Below are 22,465 nucleotides of genomic sequence, written 5' to 3'. Positions count from 1 at the left end.
CGGCCGACCGTGCACAGTGCGGTATTGCCGGCCGTCACGCCCGACAGCGCGACCGATTTCTTCGGTTTGAATGCGCCCGCTCCCGATGGACTGGACGTGCTGGACGTGTCTGCTTCGCTCATCTTCGCTTCCTCATCGTTTATTCAGGGTGGCTGAATATTGACTCGCTCACCTGCTGCCCGAAAACAGTTCGTCGAGCTTCTGCTCGTACGCGTAGTAGCCGATGCTTTCGTACAGTTCGGCGCGCGTTTGCATCGTGTCGACGACGGCCTGCTGCGTGCCGTCGCGACGGATCGTGCGATAGACGTTTTCCGCGGCCCTGTTCATCGCGCGGAACGCCGACAGCGGATACAGCACGAGCGAGACGTCCGCGCCGCGCAACTCGTCGACGGTGAACAGCGGCGTCGCGCCGAACTCGGTGATGTTCGCGAGCACCGGCACCTTCACGGCCTTCACGAACTGGCGATACATGTCGAGTTCGGTCATCGCTTCGGGGAAGATCATGTCGGCGCCCGCTTCGACGCAGGCCGCCGCGCGATCGATCGCGGCCTGCAGGCCATCGACGGCGAGCGCATCGGTACGCGCCATGATCACGAAGCCGGGGTCCGTGCGCGCGTCGACGGCGGCCTTGATGCGATCGACCATCTCGTCCTGCGAGACGATTGCCTTGCCGGGGCGGTGGCCGCAACGCTTGGCGCCGACCTGGTCTTCGATATGCATGGCGCCCGCGCCCGCTTTCGTGAGCGCTTTCACGGTGCGCGCGATATTGAACGCGGAAGGACCGAAGCCGGTGTCGACATCGACGAGCAGCGGCAGATCGCAGACGTCGGTGATGCGGCGTACGTCGGTCAGCACGTCGTCGAGTGTCGAGATGCCGAGATCGGGCAGGCCGAGCGAGCCGGCCGCGACGCCGCCGCCGGACACGTAGATTGCCTTGAAGCCCGCGTGCTGCGCGAGCAGTGCGTGATTCGCGTTGATCGCGCCGACGACCTGCAGCGGCTTTTCGGCGGCGACTGCGGCGCGGAAGCGCGCGCCGGCGCTTGTCTGAGCGTGTGCGGCGGTGTTAGTGGATGGCTCGGTGGTGGGCGTCATGATAGTGGGCTCCGGTAACGGGTCGGTGTAGCGCAAAGAATGGGCCAATTGGACGACGGTGCGCAAGTCATTGATTTCGATCGATTTTGCGCGGATGGGAAAGCTGCGCCGAGTTTCAATAGTGAAATCCGATTTTTCATAACTGAATTCGGGCGCATAATTGCAGTTCTTCCGCCTCGAGCGGACCGTTCAACCAGGCAACCGCCCACACCCCAATGATCCGGTCTTCCGATCCGCTCGAGCGTCCGCGCATCTGGGCCGTCGGCATCAGTAAATTGCGCGACCTGTTTCGCGACATCGCCGACGAATACGACAGTCGCGCCGACTTGCACCTGGTATCGCTTGGCTATGAAGACGCCGTGCACGCGATCGAAGCGGCCGCCGGTTCGCAGCGGCCCGACGTGGTCGTCGCCGCCGGTTCGAACGGCACATATCTGAAATCGCGCGTCGACGTGCCGGTGGTGCTCGTCAATCCGACCGGCTTCGATGTGATGCACGCACTCGCGCGCGCGCGGCGCGACGCGGCGTCGGTCGCGCTTGTTACGTACGGCGAGACGCCGCCCGAGGTGCGCCGCTTTGCAGCGGCTTACGGCCTCGATCTGCTGTTTGCGTCGTACCGGTCCGCGCAGGACGCGGAAAGCTGTGTGCTCGATCTGCGCGATCGCGGCGTGGAGGCGCTCGTCGGACCCGGCCTCGTCACCGATCTGGCCGCACGCGCCGGCATGGAGGCGGTGTTTCTGTACTCTCGCGCGTCGGTGCGCGCCGCGTTCGACACGGCGCTCGACGTCGCGCACGCAACGTGGACCGAGATCGCGCGCCGTCAAAGGCTCGATAACGTGCTGCAGCATCTGCGCGACGGCGTCGCGGCGCTCGACGCGCAAGGGCGCGTCGAAGCGATCAATCAGCGTCTCGCGGCGGCGCTCGGCATCGACCCCGTCGCGGCGGTCGGCGTGCCGCTTGCCGATCTCGCACCGGAGCTCGCCCGGAGCACGCCCGATGCCGAAGGCGAAACGCTCGAAACCGTGCGCGGCGTCAGCTATCTCGTGCATCGCGGGCCGCTCGTCGAGCGCGGCGCGACGACTGGCATGGTGCTGACGTTTCAGGAATCGCGGGCGGTCGAACGGCTCGATCGCACCTTGCGTTCGCGGCAGCGCGCGCAGCAATTCGTCGCGCGTTACAGGCTCGACGATCTGATCGGCGAATGCGCCGCGATCGAGCGCGTGCGCAAGCTCGTGCGCCGCTACGCGAAGTCCGACGCGACCGTGCTGATTCGCGGCGAGAGCGGCACGGGCAAGGAGATGATCGCGCAGAGCCTGCATCAGTTGAGCGCACGGCGCGATTTTCCGTTCGTGGCGATCAACTGCGGCGCGTTTCCGGAGGCACTGCTCGAAAGCGAACTGTTCGGCTACGAGGAGGGCGCGTTCACGGGTGCGCGCCGCGGCGGCAAAGCCGGATTGATCGAAGCCGCGCATCGCGGCACGCTGTTTCTCGACGAAATCGGCGAAATGCCGTTGCCGCTGCAAAGCCGGCTGTTGCGCGTGTTGCAGGAGCGCGAGGTCGTGCGCCTCGGTTCGACGGAACCGACGCGCATCGATGTGCGCGTCGTCGCGGCAACACATCGCGCGCTGACCGACGCAGTCGACGCGGGGGAATTTCGCGCCGATCTTTTCTATCGGCTCAACATCCTGAATGTCGCATTGCCGCCGTTGCGCGAGCGGCAAACGGACATCGCGCCGCTTGCCGCCGAGCTGCTCTATCAGGCGGCACGGCGCGAGCCGCGTCTCGCGGCGCATATCAGCAGCGCCGCGCAGGCGGCGCGCGCATTGGCTGCCGTGCGCGAGCCGCTTGCGCGGCATGCGTGGCCCGGCAATGTGCGCGAGTTGCAGAACGTGATCGAGCGCATCGCAGTAGAACTGGTTGAAAGCGATGAAATCGATGAAAGCGCGGGAAGCGATAAGCGTAGCGCGAGCGCCGAACGCAGTCGCGCACTGTCGCTGACCGTCGACGATTTGCGCTCGATCGCGCCCGAGGTCTTCGACGGTACGACGCAAGCTTCGCGCGCATTGACGCTGCGCCAGCGTAGCCGCCGCGTGGAAGCGGACGAAATTCGCGCGGCGCTCGACGCATGCGGCGGCGATCGCGACCGCGCATGCGAGCTGCTCGGTATCAGCAAGACGACGCTATGGCGCAAGCTGAGTGCGGCGAATTAGCGTTGCCGCATCGACAGCATCGAGGACATCCCGCAAAGTCTCACCTTTGGTCGAAGCGAAACCGCGATAGAAAGCATTGCCAGGTAATGCAAGGCGGGACCGGAGCTAACCTCGAGGTGGGCGAGGGCCGGTGCGATCGGAAAACAGTGCTGCTCACAAGGGTGAATTGTTGCGGCGCCATGCAGCCTTTCGTGAAGCGTCGCCTCGCTGGTCGATCGAGATGCGCGATTCACGACATCGCAGATCGACGCATGCTGCTTTGCCCCAAGGTGAGGGAGTTCGGGACGCGACGCGCATAAAACGGTCTTTTGACCAGTTATAGGCCTATCTGGCGCAACACTTGCGCAACGCGCCCGTGCTCGTGCAGCACGTCCGGACTCGCCTGTAAAAGTTGCCGGTAATGCGACAGAAATGCACTGCCAGGCTGTTCCTGTGTGAACAGCGCAACCACGCCTTGCGCCGCGCCGATGCGCTCTTCCGGCGTCGCGTCATCGGCGTCGAGCATCTCGTCGACGTTCGCAATGACTGTCGACAAGGCGCCGAGCCACCGGAAGCCGGGGTGGTTGATCAGCGCCTGCAAAAACGCCGCCGGCGTGACGGCGCCGACTTCCTTTTCATACCCGGCGCGCTCGTGCTCGAGGATCGTCTTGTGCAGCGCGAGCAGCGGCTTGCGCACGTCGGCGAGAAATTGCCTGGCTTGTTGATCGTTCATGGTGCGGTTCCGGTAGTTCGATGGTTCGGCGTTAGTGGCCGGTCGCCGTGCGCCTTTCGTTACGTGCAAACCTGGTCTTCAAAGTCAGCGTGAAAAGATAACTCGCGGTACTTCGCGAAGGCGAGTCCACCGCCGGAGACATGAATGCGAGTGGTTTTGCTCAGGCGATCCGCTCGGGCGATCCGCTCAGGCGCCACTCGCGTCAAGAACCGCTTTCGCGCGAATCGCAAAACGTCGCTCATTCCCAACGATACACAAGCCGGATGCGGTCCGCATCGATGTTTGCTTTTTTATGAGCATCGAACGATGCTATGCTGGCGACGCCGTTGCGCGGCACCTGAATTCCGTGCAATGCCGCGTCAATCCGGCGTCCGCCGGTACCGGTGCAGTCAATGAAACGTGAAGAAATTTCCGGACATGCGAGACGAACACACGGCCACTTTGCTCGACTATCACGCAAGTCATCAGGCTTCAAGGCAGTGGCGTGGTTTTCTGACCGCGCTGGCTCAGGAATTCGAAACCCAGCTTGATACCGCACACTTGCGCGAGCTGATGGCACGCATCGGTGTCAGATTTGCCGATGCACATCCGGCCGGCGCATGCGCCACGCTCGACGAACTCGCCGCATTTTTCAACACCACCTGGTCTTCGCTCGATTGGGGTTTCGTGAATCTCGTCGAGCAGGACGAATACCTCGCGATCGAACATTTCTGCGCGCCGCTTGCGGCGTTCGGCAACACGGCCGCGACCTGGACGCCGGCGTTTCTCGAGGGCGCCTATCAGCGATGGCTCAGTGAACTGGGCGCGGCTGGGCTGGCCTTGCGTCAGGTTGAGGCCAGCCAGCATCGCGCATTCGAATTCAGGCTATCGAAGACCGCATGAGGAACCGGCGCGAGTGAAGCGAGAGCGACACGTGCATCGATGTCGCGTGGAACATCAACGATCATCGATGGCAATTCGTTGCAAAGGCGCCGCGCAGGCACGGCGACAAGCAGGCGACAAGCAGGCGACAAGCAGGCAACAAGCAGGCAACAAGCAAGAACGAAAGGAGCGGGCCCATCTGGTCCCGGGGGTAGCAGACATGAGCGTTTCGGATGACATCGATAATCTCTTCCAGCGATTCGGCGGTAATCCCGACCGCTATCAGGAAGTCGCGCGCGACGACGATGCGAAGCATGCGGCTGCGCGCTGGCCTTTGCTGTCCGCGCTCGATATCGCACAACCGGAGCGGGTCCCTGGAGCAGGACGCCCGGCGTCGACAAAGTCGGCGGCGCCGGCGCAGGACGTAAAAGCCGCAACGGCGGCGCCGGCCGCGAACGCAACCGCGGCTGCCATGGCGGCAGAAGACGACGATGTGACGCGTGACCCGGTCACATCCGCCTCGCCACGGTTACCGCTGTTCGCGCGCAGTCACCGGCACGCGATGATGCCGCCGCCGGTCGACGCCGCGCGGCAAGCTGCATCGCGATTCAGTTCTCCGCCTCGCGCGGCGGCTACGTCAAGCGATGCGCAAAGCGCGTCGGGTCGACATGCACAGGCGGCCGCAGGCATGGCCGCGGCCGTCGCGCCGGCGGACCCGAGCACGTTGCGCGCATCCACGGAGCCGGCTGCGCCGGCCCCCGATCTGCGTGCGACGAGCGACGCGACACGAGAAACATCGCGCGAGCCTGATGCAAGCTTCTTTGCAAATCGAAAGCAAACGTTTGCTCGCACCCCGATAACGAGCGATACAACGGACGTGCGCATGCCGGCACGAGCCCAGGAAGCCGAGCCGAGGTTGCAAACGCCGGCGCAGTCGCCATTGCAATCGCCATTTCAGTCGCAACCGCAACCGCAACCGCACCCTGCATCGCCCGCACCACGCTCGATTCTCTCAGGCCTGTTTTCGGCACCGCCGGCGCAAGCGCCAGCGCCAGCGACACAACGCGACACACGCGATCTCGCGACGATGTTCGCGAGACTGGCCGCGGCCCCGCGCCGCGACCGCCAGAAGCCGGGCGGCCAACGTTCATGAAAGTCATCGCGGTCGTGTCCGCCAAAGGCGGCGTGGGCAAGACGACGCTTGCCGCGAATCTCGCGTCGGTGCTCGGCTCGAATGGACGTCGCGTGATCGCGGTCGATTTCGATCCGCAAAACGCATTGCGTTTGCACTTCGGCATACCGGTCGATCATTTCGATGGCGTCTCGCGCGCGACGGTCAGCGGCGACCCGTGGCGCAGCGTGATGTTCGACGGCATCGATGGCGTGACGGTGCTGCCGCATGGCGCGCTCAACGAAGACGATCGCCGCGCATTCGAAGCGCGGCTCGACAGCGACCCGCATCTCGTGCGCGCCGCGCTCGGGTCGCTTGACCTCGAGCCCGCCGACATCGTGCTGATCGACACGCCGCCGGGCGCGACCGTCTATACGCGTGCGGCGCTGCTCGCGGCCCGTTTCGTGCTCAACGTCGTGATCGCGGATGCCGCGTCGTACGCAGCCATACCGCAGATGGAGCGGCTGATCCAGACCTACGCGGTGCCGCGCGCGGACTTTATCGGTTATGGCTACGTGATCAACCAGGTCGACATCGGACGCAATCTGACGAAGGACGTGCTCAAGGTGCTGCGCGCCTCGCTCGAGCCGCACCTGTTTCCAGGCGTCGTGCATCTCGATCAGGGCGTGAGCGAATCGCTTGCGTACGACACGACGGTGATTCACTACGACCCGTTGAGCCAGGCGGCCGCCGACCTGCGCATGTGCGGCGACTGGCTCGACGAACGGCTGAACGGACAGGCGTCGTTGCAGGGAAGCGTCGCATGAGCGCCACGCCCGAGGACATTCTCGCCGCCGCGGACATGGAACCGCCGCGCCGCTCGCCCTTCGACCGGTTCGCGTCGCGGCTTATCGACGGGCGCATTCTCGGCAGCAAGCCGGTCAGCATCGCGCTCGTGATCTTCGCGGTCGTCGTGCTGTATTTCGTGTTCACGGTACCGCTCGCGTTCGGCGAGCAGTTGACGTTCGCGCTCAGCTGCTTCGTCTGCGCGCTGCTGTTTCGCCGCGCCAACGGACATTTCGCGACGCTCGTGATGATCATGCTCTCGGTGATCGCGACGGGCCGCTATATGTACTGGCGCCTCACCGAAACGACGCACTGGGAACATCCGCTCGATGCGATCTGGGGTTTGCTGCTCGTCGCGGCCGAAGTGTATGCGGCGCTCGTGCTGCTGCTCGGCTACTTTCAGACCGCGTGGCCATTGAAGCGCAAGCCGATGCCGCTGCCCGCCGAGCGCAGCCGGTGGCCGACCGTCGATATCTTCATCCCGACGTACAACGAGCCGCTGTCGGTCGTGAAACCGACCATCTATGCGGCGATCGCGCTCGACTATCCGAAAGACAAACTGTCGATCCACGTGCTCGACGACGGCCGCCGCGCCGACTTCAAGGCGTTCTGCGAAGAAGTCGGCGTGGCATGGACGATCCGCACGCACAACCGCCATGCGAAGGCCGGCAATATCAACGAGGCGTTGAAGATTACCGACGGCGAGTACTTCGCGATCTTCGACTGCGACCACATTCCGACGCGCTCGTTCTTGCAGATCGGTCTCGGCTGGTTTCTGCGCGACAAGCGGCTGTCGATGCTGCAGACGCCGCACCATTTTTTTTCGGCCGATCCGTTCGAAAAGAACCTCGGCACGTTCCGCAAGGTGCCGAACGAAGGCGAACTATTCTACGGGCTCGTGCAGGACGGCAACGACCTGTGGAACGCCACGTTTTTCTGCGGCTCGTGCGCGCTGCTGCGCCGCTCGATGGTCGAAGAGGTCGGCGGCATTGCCGTGGAGACGGTGACCGAAGACGCGCACACGGCGTTGAAGCTGCACCGTCGCGGCTACACGACCGCGTATCTCGCGATTCCGCAAGCGGCGGGGCTCGCGACCGAGAGCCTCGGTGGGCACATCGGCCAGCGCATCCGCTGGGCGCGCGGCATGACGCAGATTTTCCGCATCGACAATCCGCTCTTCGGCCGCGGACTGTCGCTCGGGCAGCGGCTTTGCTATCTGAACGCGATGCTGCATTTCTTCTACGGCATTCCGCGTCTCGTGTTTCTGACGGCGCCGCTGTCGTATCTGTTCTTCAATGCGCACATCATCCAGGCCGCGGCCGGCACGATCGCGATTTTCGCGCTGCCGCACATGTTCCACGCAAACATCACGAACTCGCGGATGCAGCGGCAATTCCGCCATTCGTTCTGGTCCGAGGTGTATGAATCGGTGCTGGCGTCGTATATCACGGCGCCGACGCTGCTCGCGCTGATCAACCCGAAGCTCGGCAAATTCAACGTCACGGCGAAGGGCGGGCGCATCGAAGAGCAGTACTTCGACTGGAGCATTTCGCGGCCGTACCTGATTCTGCTGCTGCTGAATCTGCTCGGCTTCATCGCGGGCGGCGTGCATATCGGCTTGAACCGGCATTCGCCGAGCGAAGTGCAAACGACGCTCCTCAACCTCGCGTGGACCGGCTACAACATGCTGATTCTCGGCGCGAGCGTCGCTGCCGCGCGCGAGCAGCGCCAGGTGCGCAGCACGCACCGCGTGGCGATGCGCTTTCCGGCGTCGCTGCGCTTCACGACCGGCCGCACGCTCGCATGCGAGACCGTCGACTATGGGGAGGGCGGGGTTGCGCTGAAGCTGCCCGGCGCGACGCATGTGCCGCTGCACGAGAGTGTCGTGGTGTCGCTGTTTCGCGGCAACGACGAATTCGTGTTTCCGGCCGACGTCACGTATTCCGTGCCCGGCCGCGTCGGCTTGCGTTTCGCGCCGATGACGCGTGAACAGGAGCTCGACTTCGTGCAAAGCACATTCGCGCGCGCCGACGCGTGGACCGGCTGGGCCGAAGGACGCGAAGCCGATACGCCGCTGCGCAGCCTCGGCCACGTAATGAGCGTCGGCTTGAGCGGCATCTCGGGACTCTTCGAACATCTTTATGCCGATCTGCGCGCATTCGGACGCAAGCGCAAGGCGGCCGCCAACAACACCAACGATTCCAAAGACGGAAAATAAACTCATGGGGAACATGCGACGTGACGACGACGCGCGCAGTGACTCGTTTGAATCGGACCCGCGTGACTTGCGCGATGGCGCTGCGCTTCGACCCATGGTGTGCCGTCGCGCAGGCGGTTCGACGACATGTAGGAGCCGGCCAACGACGGGCCGTATGCATCGCCTGCGCGGTGCATTGAGCCTGCTGCTAGCCGGCGTGGCAGTGCTCGGTCTGGGGAGTGCGATACCCGCGGCAATACCCGCGGCAAAAGCGGCGGGACCTGCGGCGACCGACGCGGAACAGGCGGCGCCATTGCCGCAGCGGCCGGCCACTGCGCAAGGCGGCGCGCCGCTCGCCCCGGCCGACCCCGGAATGTCCATGGGCGCCGCGCCCGGACCGGCACGCCTGCTCGATGCGCGCGCCGCTGCGCAGCCCGCGCTCGCCGACCCTGTCGCGCCGGCCTTCGCCGCCGTGCATGCGGGCCGCAACACGATGCCGACCACGGCCGATGCGGGCACGCTCATTTCGGGCGGCCGGCGTCAGGTGTTCACATTCGAGCAGCTCGGTGCGCTCGATCCGCTGCAGCTGCGCGGCGTCGACAGCCAGAACGGCGTGCCGTTCTCGGTGCGCGCCGACGAAGTGGCGACGGGCGCAACGCTGCATCTGATCTACAGCTATTCGCCGTCGCTGCTCGCGAACCTGTCGCATCTGAAAGTGCTCGTGAACGGTGAAGTCGCGGCCACGCTGCCGCTGCCGCGCGAGCAGGCGGGCGTGCTCGTGGCGCGCGACATTGCGCTCGAGCCGCGGCTCATCACCGAGTTCAATAACCTGAACGTGCAGCTGATCGGCCACTACACGCAGGGCTGCGAGGATCCGGCGAGCAGCGCGTTGTGGGCGACGGTCAGCAATGCGAGCACGCTCGATCTGACGTTCGGCTCGCTCGCGACGAAGCCCGATCTCGGCGTGCTGCCGCTGCCTTTCTTCGACCGCCGCGATATCCGCCGCCTCGAGCTGCCGTTCGTGTTCGCCGAAAAGCCGGATGCGCAGACGCTCGAAGCGGCCGGCATCGTCGCATCGTGGTTCGGCGCGTTCGCGCGCTATCGCGGCGCGCTGTTTCCGGCCCAGCTCGATAATCCGCCGCTGTCAGGCAATGCCGTTGTGTTCGCAACCAGCGACGAACACCCGGCCGGCGTGAAGCTGCCCCGAATCGACGGTCCGATGCTGGCCGTGGTGGACCGCGAAGCGCCGGCGCGCGGCAAGCTGCTGCTCGTGCTGGGCCGCGATACGCGCGAGCTGAAGATCGCCGCCGATGCGTTGACGCTCGGCGTCGCCCCGCTTGCGGGCTCCGTCCAGACCATCACGCATGTCGACGCGCTGCGCGCCCGCGAGCCCTACGACGCGCCGCGCTGGCTGCCGACCGACCGCCCGGTGCGCTTCGGCGAACTGACGCCGGCCAATGAGTTATCGGTGTCCGGTTACAACTCCGACGTGGTTCGCGTGAATCTGCGCGCCGCCCCCGACCTGTTCACGTGGCGTTCGAAAGGCGTGCCGATCGATCTGCGTTACCGCTTCACCGCGCGGCCCGCGCCTGACCGCTCGACGCTCAATATCAGCGTCGGCAACACGTTCGTGCGGTCGCTGCGCATTCCCGCGCAGTCGGCCTCGGCGCTCGACCTCGGCCGCTATCTGAACCGCCTGCGGCCCGATCACACGGGGCCCGCACAGCGCGAAATCTACATTCCGCCGCATCTGCTCGCATCGCAGGCGCAGCTGCGCTTCCACTTCTACTACGACATGCCGAAGACCGGCGAATGCCGGGGCCAGGTGCTCGACAATGTGCGCGGCGCAATCGACCCAGACTCGACGATCGACCTCTCGTCGTTCCCGCACTACATGGCGTTGCCGGACCTCGCCGCATTCGCGAACAGCGGCTTCCCGTTCACGCGAATGGCCGATCTGTCGCAGACCGCGGTGATCCTGCCGGCGCAGCCGAATCCCGGCGACTACAGTCTCTATCTGATGGCGATGGGGCGCATGGGCGCATCGACCGGCTACCCGGTGACCGGCGTAACGGTCGGCGCGCCTGGCGATATCGCGCGTTATGCCGATATGGATCTGCTCGTGCTCGGCGCGCCGGGCCAGCAGCCGTTGCTGACGACGTGGGAAAAGTCGATGCCGTTTTCCTCCAACGACGACGCGCGCCGCTGGCAGATGTCGAACACCTCGTTCCGCCTCTCGACGTGGTGGTACGGCGACCGCGGCGGCGTGCGGACCGCGGGCCGCGCGGACCTGTCGCTCGTCGGCGCGTCGGGCGACGCGCTGCTGACCGGTTTCCAGTCGCCGTTGCGCAAGGGGCGCAGCGTGGTAGCGCTGATCGGCGCCGCGGGTCAGTCCGATAACGACCTGATCACGGCGATGCTCGATCCCGATCTCGTGAGCCAGATCCAGGGGGCGCTGACCGTCGTGCGCGGGCGCACGCTCGAAGTCGTGTCGAATGGAGACGTCTATTACGTCGGGCATCTGTCGCCGATCCAGTACATGCACTGGGTGCTGTCGGTGCACCCGTTGCTGCTGCTCGCCGGTGGCCTGATCGCGGCGCTCATTATCGCGGCGTTCTTCTACCGGCTGCTGCGCGCGATTGCGGCGCGCCGGCTGCAGGATTGATATGCGGACACTTCTTCATCGTTCGCATCGGATCGGCTCGGCGCTGAGGTCCGCGTTTGGCGTGAAGCGTGGGGCCATGTGGAGTGCTGCGGATGCTGGGAGCGCGCTGGCAGTCGTGCTGACGCTTGCGCTTACCGCGCCGGCCGCCGACGCGCGTGCGGCTCAACCCGCGAATTGCGGCGACTGGACCGCCTACCGCCAGTTCCTCGCGCGCTTCGTGCAGCAGGACGGCCGCGTCGTCGACTATTCGACGGCGGTGCAGCAGACCACGTCGGAAGGGCAGTCGTACGCGATGTTTTTCGCCCTGGTCGCGAACGATCGCACGACATTCGACCGGCTGCTGGGCTGGACGCGTTCGAATCTTTCGGCAGGGCGCTTCGATAGCGCCGACGTGCAGTTGCCGGCCTGGCAGTGGGGCCGCAAGCCCGACGGTTCGTATGGGGTGCTCGATCCGAACTCCGCGTCCGACTCGGACCTCTGGATTGCTTATGATCTGTTCGAAGCCGCGCGGCTGTGGCACGAGCCTTCGTACTCGAAGCTCGCCTGGGCGCTCGTGACGCAGATCGAGAAGCAGGAAGTCGCCACGCTCGCCGGCCTCGGGCCGATGCTGCTGCCGGGCCCGCACGGTTTTCAGACGGGCGGCACGACGCGGCTCAATCCGAGTTACCTGCCGCTGCCGCTGCTGCGCGCACTGGCAGCGCAAGCGCCGTCGGGACCATGGGCAAGCATTGCGGCCAATGCGTACACGCTCGTGAAAACCACGGCGCCGCGCGGCTTCGCACCCGATTGGGCCGCCTGGCGCGACGGCCGCTTTGTTGTCGATCCGAAAAACGGCGACATCGGCAGTTACGACGCGATTCGCGTGTACCTGTGGGCGGGCCTGACCGACGCGTCCGATCCGCTCGCGAAAGCGTGGCTCGATGCGCTCGGCGGGATGCGCGAGCAGATCGCGAAAACCGGCGTGCCGCCGGAACGCGTGATGACGACGAGCGGCGTCGCGCAAGGCGAAGCGCCGCTCGGCTTCTGGGGCGCGCTGCTGCCCTATCTGCGCGCGTTCAACGACGCACGCGCGGCGAATCTCGCGCAAGCGCATCTGGCCGCGCTCGGAGCGTCGGCGGCCAGCACCGCGCCGAGCGACGCAACGTCGTCCGACGCGTTCGTGCGTGGCGGCAACCAGCCTGTCTACTACGACGAGGTTCTGATGCTGTTCGGCACCGGCGCCGCCGACGGCCGCTATCGCTTCGATGCAACCGGCCGGCTGCAGCCGCGTTGGGAGACCTTATGCTCACCCGCCCACGCGCGCTCGTAATCGGCGTTCTGCTCGTGTTCGGGGCCGGCGCAGCGGCGCCGATGGCCGCGCTGGCACAAACCGGAACGCAAACGCCGGCAAACGATCCGCTCAAGGTGCTGATCGATCAGGGCAAGTACTGGCAGGCGCACAAGCGTGGCGATCTCGCCGAACAGGCGTGGCAGAAAGTCCTGCGTATCGACCCGAAACAGCCCGACGCGCTATACGGCATGGGTATCGTGCTCGCCGACCGCAAGGATGGCAGCGGCGCACAGCAGTACCTTGCGCGCCTGCGCGCGGCGGCGCCGGATTACCCGGCGCTCGGCGAGCTCGCGCGGCGTCTTGGCGAAGCGAGCCCGACCGATCAGGCCGTCAACGATGCGAGGCGTCTTGCGCAAAGCGGCCAGGCCGCGTCGGCCGCGCAGCAGTACCGGCAGGCGCTCGGCGCGAAACCGTCCGATCCGCAGCTTGCGCTCGAGTACTACCAGACGCTCGGCGGTACGCCGCAGGGCTGGGAAGAGGCGCGGCGCGGCCTCGAGCAACTGGCGCGCGAACATCCGGAAGACCCGCGCTTCGCGCTCGCCTACGCGCAGCAATTGACTTACCGTGAAGCGAACCGGCGCGACGGCATCGCGCGGCTCGCGCAACTCGCGAACGATCCGACCTTCGGCGCGCAGGCGAAAGCGAGCTGGCGCCAGGCATTGCTATGGCTTGGCGTGCGCGCCTCCGACGCGCCGCTCTTCCAGGCTTATCTGAACGTCGTGCCGGACGACGTCCCGGTCAAGGCGCGCGCGGACTCGATCGCCGATCAGGACCGCCGGGCGCGCGAGCGCGCGCAGCAGGACGCCACGGTCGACGCGCGCGCCCGCACGATCGCCGACGGCTTCGCCGCGCTCGACCGTGGCGATCTCGTGGTCGCGAAGGCACGCTTTTCGTCGGTGCTCGCGACATCGCCCAACGATGCCGATGCGTTGGGCGGCATGGGTGTCGCGTATCTGAAGCAGGAGCAGTTCAAGCAGGCGCACGACTACCTGCAGCGCGCGTCGCAGGCGGGCGGCGCCGCGCACTGGCGCGAAGCGCTCAATAGCGCGACCTACTGGATGTACACGAGCGAGGGCCTCGGCGAACAGAGCAACGGCAACTTCACGCAGGCGCGCGCCTCGTTCGAGCGCGCGATCACCGTGAGCCCCGGCGACGTGACCGCGCAGACCGCGCTTGGCGACCTGCTGCTGCAAACGGGCGACCCGCGCGGCGCCGAAGCGGCGTTCCGCATGGCGCTACGGCGCCAGGCGGACAATCCCGACGCGATTCGCGGACTGGTCGGCGCGCTCGCCGCGCAAGGACGCGGCGACGAAGCGCTCGCGTTCGCGAATCAGTTGACCGACGAACAGCGCGAGAAGGTTGGCGGCACGGACAAACTGCGCGGCGCCGCCCAGGCCGCGCAGGCGCGCGCGGCGGAAGCGCGCGGCGACCTTGGCAGCGCGCGCACGCTGTTCGAGGACGCATTGCAGAGCAATCCTGACGATCCGTGGCTGCGCCTCGACCTCGCACGCATCTACGCGAAGCAGGGCGCGTATGCAAACGCGAAGAGCATGATGGACGGCCTCGTCGCGCTGCATCCGGACATGCCGGACGCGCTCTATGCAAGCGCGCTGCTCGCGGCCGACATGCAGGACTGGCGTTATGGATTGAGCCAGCTCGACCGGATTCCGGCCGACAAGCGCACGCAGCCGATGACGGTGCTGCAGCACCGGCTATGGGTTCATCAGCAGGCCGACGAAGCGATCGCGCTCGCGCGCAGCGGCCGCGCGGCGCAAGGGCACGCGCTATTGCAGGCGGCCGAGCCGTTCGCCGGACAGGACCCCGAACTGATCGGCGTGATCGCGAACGGCTACGCGAACACCGGCGACCCGGGCCGCGCGCTGATGATCGTGCGCAACGCGCTCGCGCGTGCGCCGGGCGATGCGAACCTGCTGCTGACGGACGCCGGCATTCTGCTCAACGCAGGCCAGGACGCCGAACTTGGCGAAGCGATGCGCCGTCTTTCGTCGATGCCGCTCACGGCGCAGCAGCGGCGCGACTTCGAGCGGATCGACGTTGCGATCGTCGTGCGGCGTACCGACGCGTTGCGGCAGTCGAACGATCTGGCGAGCGCCTATGACGTGCTTGGACCGTGGCTCGCCGCACGTCCGAACGATCCCGAGCTTCTTGCGGCCCTCGCGCGGCTTTACACCGCGGCAAAGGACAATTCGAACGCGCTCGCGACGTACCGGCTTGCGCTCGCGCAGCGGCCAGGCGACGTCGGTTTGCTAACCGCGGCGGCGGGGGCCGCGACGTCGGCGCGCGACTTCGATTTTGCCGAGTCGGCCATCAAGCAGGCGCTTGCCGCGGCGCCGAACAATTTCGACGTGCTCGCTGCCGCGGGGCGTATGTATCGCGCGCAAGGCAAGGACACGCTCGCCGCGCAGTACCTGCGGCGCGCATTGCTTGCGCAGAGCGGCGCGTCGGCGGCCCCGGGCGAGCAAGGCGCGCAAAGCGGGTGGAATACGCCGCTGCGGCCGTCGGGGCCGATTCCGCCGCCTGGCATCAATCCGTTTTCGAACAAGGTGACGGGCGAAGCGGGCGATGTGCCGACGTCGCCGCTTGCGGCTTCGTTCGCTGAGCCGTCCGGCGCAGCGAACGGCGCATCGGGCCGTGCGTCGCCGGGTGCGGCCGCTGCGCCGACCGGTGCGCCCGTCGGCGGATCGCGCGGTGCGTCTGTCAACACTGCTTTGTCTTTGTCTCAACCGTATCCGATGCCCGATATGCCTGCTTATCTACCGCCGATCCAGTCGGCTCAGAGTGCGCCGCATGTCGCAGCGGCGCCCGCGACGCCGATGAATCCGATTGCGCCGACGGCGAGCGCGCTGCCCGCCGCGTCGCCGGACATGGATGGCTATGGTCCGGATCAATACGGTTCGTCGCAATCGGGCGGCGGCCTCGCGCCCGGGCAGCCTTATCCCGCGCAGGGAGAGGCGGGCGTGTCGAACGCGGCGCCGACGTATCCGGCTCAAGGGGGCTTTCAGCAAGCGAGCGGTTACGCGCAACCTGCTCCTATGCCGGCTTCCGCGTATGCGCAGCCGCAACCGTACGCGCAACCCGCGCCGGGCTATGGACAGCCCGGCGACGGCTACGTCAGCACACCATGGCCGATGTCTGCGCAAGCCGCCCGGGCGCAAGCGGACGCGGCGGCCGGCAACGATCGGCAGCAGGGCGGCACGAGCACCGCCAGGCGGCGCACGTCCGGCAAGAACGTAGGCGACACGACGAACCGCAGTGCGCGAAACCCGGATGTGCAGAACGCGTATCCGCCTGCCTATGTGCAGCAAGGCTACCCGCAGGAAGGCTACCCACAGCAAGGCTATCCACAGCAAGGCTATCCGCAGCAGCCCTACGCGCCGCAACCATACCCGCAACCAGCTCAGCAGCAATACGCCTCTCCGCCATATCAAGCGCAGCCTTATGTGCCGCAGCCGGTTCCACAGGGCTATACGAACCAGGGTTACGGTCTCGTGCCCTACGTCCCGCAGCCGCCCGCGCCTGCGCCGCGCATGAATGCGCCAGGCCAGTACGCGCCGTATCAGCCGCAAGCCGCCGCGCAAGCACCGTCGCTGGCAACGCAGCAGACGATGACCGTCGAAGAAGAACTCGCGCAGATCGACCGCGCACAGACGAGCACGGCGGGCGGCGGCATCGTATTTCGCAACCGCAACGGCGAAAACGGCCTGTCGAATCTGAACGACATCGAAGCGCCGCTCGAAGGCCGCATTCATGCGGGCGACGGCCACGTCGTCATTACCGCGACGCCGGTGTCGCTCGATGCCGGCACGTCGGACGCATCGCCGAACACGCTCGCGCGCTTCGGCTCCGGCGCATTCATACGCAATACGACGCCGTCCGGGTCCCAGCATGCGGCCGGTGTAGGCGTGTCGCTCGGCTACGAGATTCGCGGGCTGAAAGCCGACGTCGGCGCGACGCCGTTCGGCTTTCGCGAGCAGAACGTCGTCGGCGGGCTGCAGTACAGCGGCGCGTTGACCGATCAGCTGTCGTACAAGCTGACCGCGGGCCGGCGCGCGGTCACCGACAGTCTGTTGTCTTATGCGGGTACGAAGGACGATGCGACCGGCCAGGAGTGGGGCGGCGTGACGCAGAATGGACTGCGCGGCGATCTCGCATGGGACGACGGCACGAGCGGCGTCTACCTGAACGGCGAGTTCCAGTACCTCGAAGGCCACAACGTGAAGAGCAACACGGCGGGCAAGGGCGGCGGCGGGTTCTACACGCGTCTGTACAAGGACGAAGATCAGACCTTCACGGCCGGCGTCAACACCACGGTGATGCACTACGCGAACAACCTGTCGTTTTTCACGCTCGGCCAGGGCGGTTACTTCAGCCCGCAGCAGTACGTGATCCTGAATATACCGATCCGCTGGACCGGCAGGAACGGCCGCTTTGCGTACGACTTCGGCGGCTCGGTCGGCGTACAGCACTACCGGCAGGACAGTTCGCCGTATTACCCGACCAATGCGCAGCAGCAGGCGTCGGCGGCCAGCCAGAACCTCGCGCCCGATCCGGGTGCGGTCTATCCCGCGCAAAGCCACACAGGCGTGTCGTACTCGGTCGATGCCGTCGGCGAATATCAGCTTGCACCGCAACTGACGGTGGGCGCGTCGGCGTCGTTCGGCAACGCATACGAGTACCGCGAGTTCGTCGGCGCGGTCTACGTGCGCTACGCCTTTACGAAGCAGAGCAGTTATTTGACGACGTTCCCGCCGACGCCGCTCACGTCGCCGTATCTGTCGACGAACTATTGAGCGGGACGCCGTACGCGGCGCGCGCGAGTGGCGACGGAAAGCAGGTCTGCGCGTCTGCCCGTCTGCTCGCTCAGGCGCTCATTGATTGACGCGCTCACGGCACCACCGACAGAAACAGATACGCCGCGAATAGCGAAAGATGCACGGCGCCTTGCAGAATCGTCGTGCGCCCGGTGCTGAGGGTCAGCGTGCCGACCAGCAGCGTAAGAATCAGCATGACCGTGTCCTTGCCGTCGATGCCGAGCACGAGCGGCTGCCCGGTCCACAGGATCACGACTGCCACGGTCGGAATCGTGAGCCCGATGCTCGCCAGCGCCGAACCGAGCGCGAGGTTCAGGCTCGTCTGCAGACGGTCCGCGCGCGCGGCGCGGACCGCGGCATAACCCTCGGGCAGCAGCACGAGCGCCGCGATCACGATACCGACGACAGCAGGCGGCGCACCCGCGTCGGCGACCGCGCGTTCGATCGACGGCGACAGCAGCTTCGCGAGCAGCACGACGGCCACCAGCGACACGAACAGCAGCACGAGGCTCAGCAGCGCGGTGGCGCCGCTGGGCGGCGCCGCGTGGACGTTTTCGTCGGCCACGTCCGCGAGAAAATAATCGCGATGCCGCACCGTCTGCACGAACACGAACACGCCGTACAGCACGAGCGACGACACGCCCGCGAACGCCAGTTGCGACGAAGACAGCACGGGGCCCGGGCTCGTGCGCGTGAAATTCGGCATCACGAGCGTGAGCACGGACAACGACGCGAGCACCGCGAGCGCCGCGCTCGCCCCGCGAATCTGGAAGCCCTGCTCGCGATGGTGCAGCCCGCCGACCAGCAGGCAGATGCCGACAATGCCGTTGCAGACGATCATCACGGCGGCGAACACCGTGTCCCGCGCAAGCCCCGCTTTTTCAGGCCCGGCCGATAACATGACCGACACGATCAGCGCGACTTCGATCACCGTGACGGCGACCGCCAGCACGAGCGTGCCGAACGGCTCGCCCACCCGATGCGCGACGACCTCCGCATGGTGAACGCCCGCGAATACGGAGCCGGCGAGCGCAATCCCGACCAGCGCGAGCAGCGCCCCTTGCCCGGGAAGCGCCAACGCGGCGCCGAACACGATCCATGCGCCGATCGGCGTGACGATGGTCCAGCGAGGCAGCACGGACGAAGAAGTGGCCATTCGTTGAGTCCTTTTTGTTATAGCGTAAGCCGCGCGATCCGCGCGCCAGAGCGCTCACCCACAATTCATGTCTCAGATTAAGAATGTATTCTAATTCATTGAAATATATAATATTGTTTGATGTGAGAACGGTGTTTCGGGAGGTGCATCGCGATGGTCAGAGATCGGGAAACCCTGAACCTGCTGCTCGACAGCATTACACGCTTTGTCCGTGAACGGCTTGTGCCGAACGAGGAAATCGTTGCGCAGACCGACCGGATTCCGGCCGCACTGCTGACGGAGATGAAGGATCTCGGGCTGTTCGGCCTGTGCCTTCCCGAAGAATACGGCGGCTTGGGTCTCACGATGGAGGAAGAAGTGCTCGTTGCGTTCGAACTCGGCAAAACGTCGCCGGCGTTTCGTTCGGCGATCGGCAGCAACAACGGCATTGGCTCGACCGGCATCGTGCTCGACGGCACGCCGGCACAGAAGCAGAAGTATTTGCCGCGCCTCGCGAGCGGCGAACTGATCGGCTCGTTCTGTCTGACCGAGCCGGAGGCCGGTTCGGACGCGGCATCGTTGCGCACGAGCGCAGTGCGCGACGGCGACCACTACGTGCTCAACGGCACCAAGCGCTTCATCACGAATGCGCCCGAAGCGGGCCTCTTTACCGTGATGGCGCGCACCGATGCAACCGGCAAGGGCGCCGGTGCGATCTCGGCATTTCTGGTCGAAGCGGGCACGCCTGGCCTGTCGCTGGGCAAGATCGACCGGAAAATGGGCCATCAGGGCGCGCACACGTGCGACGTGATCTTCGACAATTGCCGGGTGAGTGCCGCGAATCTGATCGGCGAACGCGAAGGTTTCGGCTTCAGGACCGCGATGAAAGTGCTCGACAAAGGGCGCCTGCATATCGCCGCGATCGCCACCGGCGCCGCCCAGCGCATGCTCGACGACGCACTGCGTTATGCGATAGAACGCAAGCAGTTCGGCAAGCCGATTATCGAATTCGAACTGATCCAGGCGATGCTCGCCGACAGCCGCGCGGAAATCTATGCCGCGCGCTGCATGATCGTCGACGCGGCGCGGCGGCGCGACAGCGGCGAACGCATCACGATCGATGCGTCGTGCGCGAAGATGTTCGCGACGGAAATGTGCGGGCGGGTGGCGGACCGCGCGGTGCAGATTTTCGGCGGCGCGGGCTATATGGCCGAGTACGGCATCGAGCGTTTTTACCGCGATGTACGGCTGTTTCGCATCTACGAAGGCACGACGCAGATCCAGCAGATCGTCATTGCGCGCGAGTTGCGACGGGAGTTTGAAAACTGAGGGAGAAGCGGGGCAGAACTGACAGCGAAAAGCGGGGGACAACTGAACGGGGACCGGACTCAGAAACACCGCTCTTCACGAAGAAGAGCGGCGGGTGCTTCGTTACAGAACGCGTTACTGACCGACCGGGCGGATCGTCAGGTCGTTCTTGACGTTCTTTACGCCCGACACGCCTTGCGCAGTCTGCGTGGCCATGTCGACTTGCGGCTGCTCCGGCACCGAGCCCTCGAGCCACACGTCGCCGGTGCTCGCGTTGGCACGGACGATGATATTCGCGGCGCTGACGCCCTTCGCCTTCGCGAGCGCGCCGCGTACCTTGCGCGCGAGTGCACGGTCGGCCTTCTTCATGGCCTTGTGCTGTTGCTTCGCACTCGGCTGCGTGCTCATGTCCGCGCCGGTATCGCTTGCCTGCGAATACGCGTTGAGCGACGCGAGTACGATCAGTGCGCCACCTACCACCTTGATTGCCTGGATCGCCTTCATTCACTTTCTCCTGTTGTCATGCTTAAGCGACGGTCAGCCCCGGGATGGGGGACCACTGCACTACCAACTTCTCTACTTCTGGGATGAAAACGCGTGGAACGGTGCTGCAGTGTACGGCGAAACCCGGGTGAAAACCCGAACGTGGCCTACTGACAAACTGTGGTGGCCGGCTGTTACGGCTGCCATGCGGACGTCTGTCGGAGTGTAAAGATACCGCAATTGGTTCCACAGTGATCGCTTACGGAAAGCGACTGAGGTTTTGACACAACGGATTTCGCGAAGACGCGCGAACCGACTTGCTTTCGGACGCATGGCACGGGTCGCGAAACGCGCATGGCGAGACAGACGAATGAATGAAAAGACGTGGCGTATCGCGCCGCTCCAACGCGCGGCATTGCCGGTCGACGCGACCGAGCTCGCGCGGTATCTGGTCGGCAAGTGTCTTGTGCACGACATGCCGGAAGGACGCATCAGCGGCCGCATCGTCGAAACCGAGGCATATCCGGTCGGCGACTCGACCGGATACGCGTTCATCGGCCGTCGGCACTACAACGAATCGCTGTTTCTCGCGCCGGGGCACGCGTATGTGCGGCTCACTTATGGGCTGTCCTACATGTTGAACGTGTCTGCCGAAGATGAAGGCATCGGCGCCGGCGTGCTGTTGCGCGCGGTCGAACCGCTCGAAGGCATCGCCCGGATGCAGGCGCGCCGTCCCGGCATCGCGCTGCGCGATCTCGCGCGCGGCCCCGGACGGCTCACGCTTGCGTTCGGTGTCGGGCCGCCGCAGAACGGCGTCGATCTATGCACGGGCACGGGGCTCTGGCTCGGTGCGATTCCACGCACGAAGGCCGCGCCGGTCGCGACGACGACACGCATCGGCCTGTCGCGCGAGATGCACCGGCTGCTGCGGTTCTACGAACCCGGCAGCGCGTTCGTCAGCGGACCGCGCAAATTATTGATTCCCGTTGGGTCAACCGTCGGCGTCGGGAACGAAATCAGCAAGGAAGACGGCAACGAAAACGGCAAGGAAACATGAGCGCGGCATCCGGTGCGCATCGATTTCCGTCGATTCCTTTCCCATCGCCGAAGACAGGTTGATGGACTGCGCATGTTTGCATATTTCGCAATTAAGATTCTTCAGAATTGGGGTTTTCCCTTAGGGCGTGGCTGCATAGAATGGAGTCACTGGCTCTTGCATGGGGCAAGAAGTCAAGCAAAAAAGAATGTCGGAGGTAATTATTATGAAATCGCTGATCAAGGCTGTTGCCATTGCTGCCGTGCTCGCTGTTCCGGCCGTGTCTTTCGCGCAATCGAATGAGTCGGGTGTGACGCGCGCCCAGGTTCGTAACGAACTGATTCAACTGGAAAAGGCCGGCTATAATCCGGCGACCGCGAACGACGCGACGTACCCGGCCGATATCCAGGCTGCCGAACACCGCGTGCAGGAACAGAACGCGCAAGCTGTCGCGCAACAACCGGCGGCTGACACCGGTTATGGCGCAGCGACGGGCGGTACGTCGCAAGCCGGCGCGCCGGCGCGCCCCGACCGGGCCAATACGGTTTATTTCGGCCATTGATCCGGCCGGTCACGCGTTCGGCCAAGAAGGCCGTTATCAAACAGGCCGGCCCGCGCAGAAACAGATGCGCGGGCCGGCCTGTTTG

The 22,465-nt window shown here is 65.6% G+C and carries 15 protein-coding genes; 11 read left to right on the top strand and 4 right to left on the bottom strand.

Going from position 1 to position 22,465, the window contains the following annotated elements:
• Positions 1-168: 168 nt before the first annotated feature.
• A complete protein-coding gene (gene prpB, locus QYH69_RS17120) occupies positions 169-1,092 on the bottom strand; it encodes a methylisocitrate lyase (protein ID WP_308833033.1) in 924 nt (307 codons plus the stop codon).
• A gap of 215 nt (positions 1,093-1,307) precedes the next feature.
• Between prpB and prpR the strand changes: the two genes are divergently transcribed.
• Positions 1,308-3,302 (top strand): propionate catabolism operon regulatory protein PrpR, encoded by a 1,995-nt coding sequence (gene prpR, locus QYH69_RS17115; RefSeq protein ID WP_308833032.1) that lies wholly within the window; start codon positions 1,308-1,310, stop codon positions 3,300-3,302.
• A 316-nt stretch (positions 3,303-3,618) separates the two neighbouring features.
• Here the strand turns inward: prpR and QYH69_RS17110 are convergent, their stop codons facing one another.
• Entirely contained in the window at positions 3,619-4,014 is a 396-nt protein-coding gene (locus QYH69_RS17110) for a hypothetical protein (protein ID WP_308833031.1), read from the bottom strand.
• A gap of 417 nt (positions 4,015-4,431) precedes the next feature.
• Here QYH69_RS17110 and bcsD point away from each other — a divergent pair, with 417 nt between their 5' ends.
• The 7 genes from bcsD (at position 4,432) to QYH69_RS17075 (ending at position 17,835) form a co-directional block, all read left to right on the top strand.
• On the top strand, positions 4,432-4,896 hold the full coding sequence (gene bcsD / locus QYH69_RS17105; RefSeq protein WP_308833030.1) for a cellulose biosynthesis protein BcsD: 465 nt from the start codon (positions 4,432-4,434) through the stop codon (positions 4,894-4,896).
• A 199-nt stretch (positions 4,897-5,095) separates the two neighbouring features.
• Complete coding sequence (bcsP, locus tag QYH69_RS17100) at positions 5,096-6,028, top strand: cellulose biosynthesis protein BcsP (protein WP_308833029.1); 933 nt, start codon at positions 5,096-5,098, stop codon at positions 6,026-6,028.
• Complete coding sequence (gene bcsQ, locus QYH69_RS17095; protein WP_308833028.1) at positions 6,025-6,813, top strand: cellulose biosynthesis protein BcsQ; 789 nt, start codon at positions 6,025-6,027, stop codon at positions 6,811-6,813. The genes bcsP and bcsQ overlap by 4 nt, the downstream gene beginning before the upstream one ends.
• Positions 6,810-9,050: a UDP-forming cellulose synthase catalytic subunit gene (gene bcsA, locus QYH69_RS17090; protein ID WP_308833027.1), complete on the top strand. Its 2,241-nt coding sequence runs from the start codon at positions 6,810-6,812 to the stop codon at positions 9,048-9,050. Before bcsQ ends, bcsA begins: the two co-directional genes overlap by 4 nt.
• Positions 9,051-9,144: 94 nt before the next feature.
• On the top strand, positions 9,145-11,694 hold the full coding sequence (bcsB, locus tag QYH69_RS17085) for a cellulose biosynthesis cyclic di-GMP-binding regulatory protein BcsB (protein WP_374992436.1): 2,550 nt from the start codon (positions 9,145-9,147) through the stop codon (positions 11,692-11,694).
• 76 nt (positions 11,695-11,770) lie between these two features.
• Positions 11,771-13,003: a cellulose synthase complex periplasmic endoglucanase BcsZ gene (gene bcsZ, locus QYH69_RS17080; RefSeq protein ID WP_308833047.1), complete on the top strand. Its 1,233-nt coding sequence runs from the start codon at positions 11,771-11,773 to the stop codon at positions 13,001-13,003.
• Positions 12,976-17,835 (top strand): cellulose synthase subunit BcsC-related outer membrane protein, encoded by a 4,860-nt coding sequence (locus QYH69_RS17075; RefSeq protein WP_308833025.1) that lies wholly within the window; start codon positions 12,976-12,978, stop codon positions 17,833-17,835. Before bcsZ ends, QYH69_RS17075 begins: the two co-directional genes overlap by 28 nt.
• A 94-nt stretch (positions 17,836-17,929) precedes the next feature.
• On the opposite strand, the gene QYH69_RS17070 is transcribed toward QYH69_RS17075, so the two are convergent.
• Positions 17,930-19,012, bottom strand: a complete 1,083-nt coding sequence (locus QYH69_RS17070; RefSeq protein ID WP_308833024.1) for an ionic transporter y4hA — start codon at positions 19,010-19,012, stop codon at positions 17,930-17,932.
• A 153-nt stretch (positions 19,013-19,165) separates the two neighbouring features.
• Between QYH69_RS17070 and QYH69_RS17065 the strand changes: the two genes are divergently transcribed.
• Complete coding sequence (locus QYH69_RS17065; RefSeq protein ID WP_308833023.1) at positions 19,166-20,320, top strand: acyl-CoA dehydrogenase family protein; 1,155 nt, start codon at positions 19,166-19,168, stop codon at positions 20,318-20,320.
• A 114-nt stretch (positions 20,321-20,434) separates the two neighbouring features.
• On the opposite strand, the gene QYH69_RS17060 is transcribed toward QYH69_RS17065, so the two are convergent.
• Entirely contained in the window at positions 20,435-20,803 is a 369-nt protein-coding gene (locus QYH69_RS17060) for a BON domain-containing protein (protein ID WP_308833022.1), read from the bottom strand.
• Positions 20,804-21,152: 349 nt separating this feature from the next.
• Between QYH69_RS17060 and QYH69_RS17055 the strand changes: the two genes are divergently transcribed.
• Positions 21,153-21,839: a DNA-3-methyladenine glycosylase gene (locus QYH69_RS17055; RefSeq protein WP_308833021.1), complete on the top strand. Its 687-nt coding sequence runs from the start codon at positions 21,153-21,155 to the stop codon at positions 21,837-21,839.
• 160 nt (positions 21,840-21,999) lie between these two features.
• Positions 22,000-22,380, top strand: a complete 381-nt coding sequence (locus QYH69_RS17050; RefSeq protein ID WP_374992434.1) for a DUF4148 domain-containing protein — start codon at positions 22,000-22,002, stop codon at positions 22,378-22,380.
• Positions 22,381-22,465 lie beyond the last annotated feature (85 nt).

It is taken from the genome of Paraburkholderia sp. SARCC-3016, from assembly GCF_031119615.1.
Lineage (GTDB): Bacteria > Pseudomonadota > Gammaproteobacteria > Burkholderiales > Burkholderiaceae > Paraburkholderia.
This window is presented reverse-complemented; position numbering and strand designations above follow the sequence as displayed.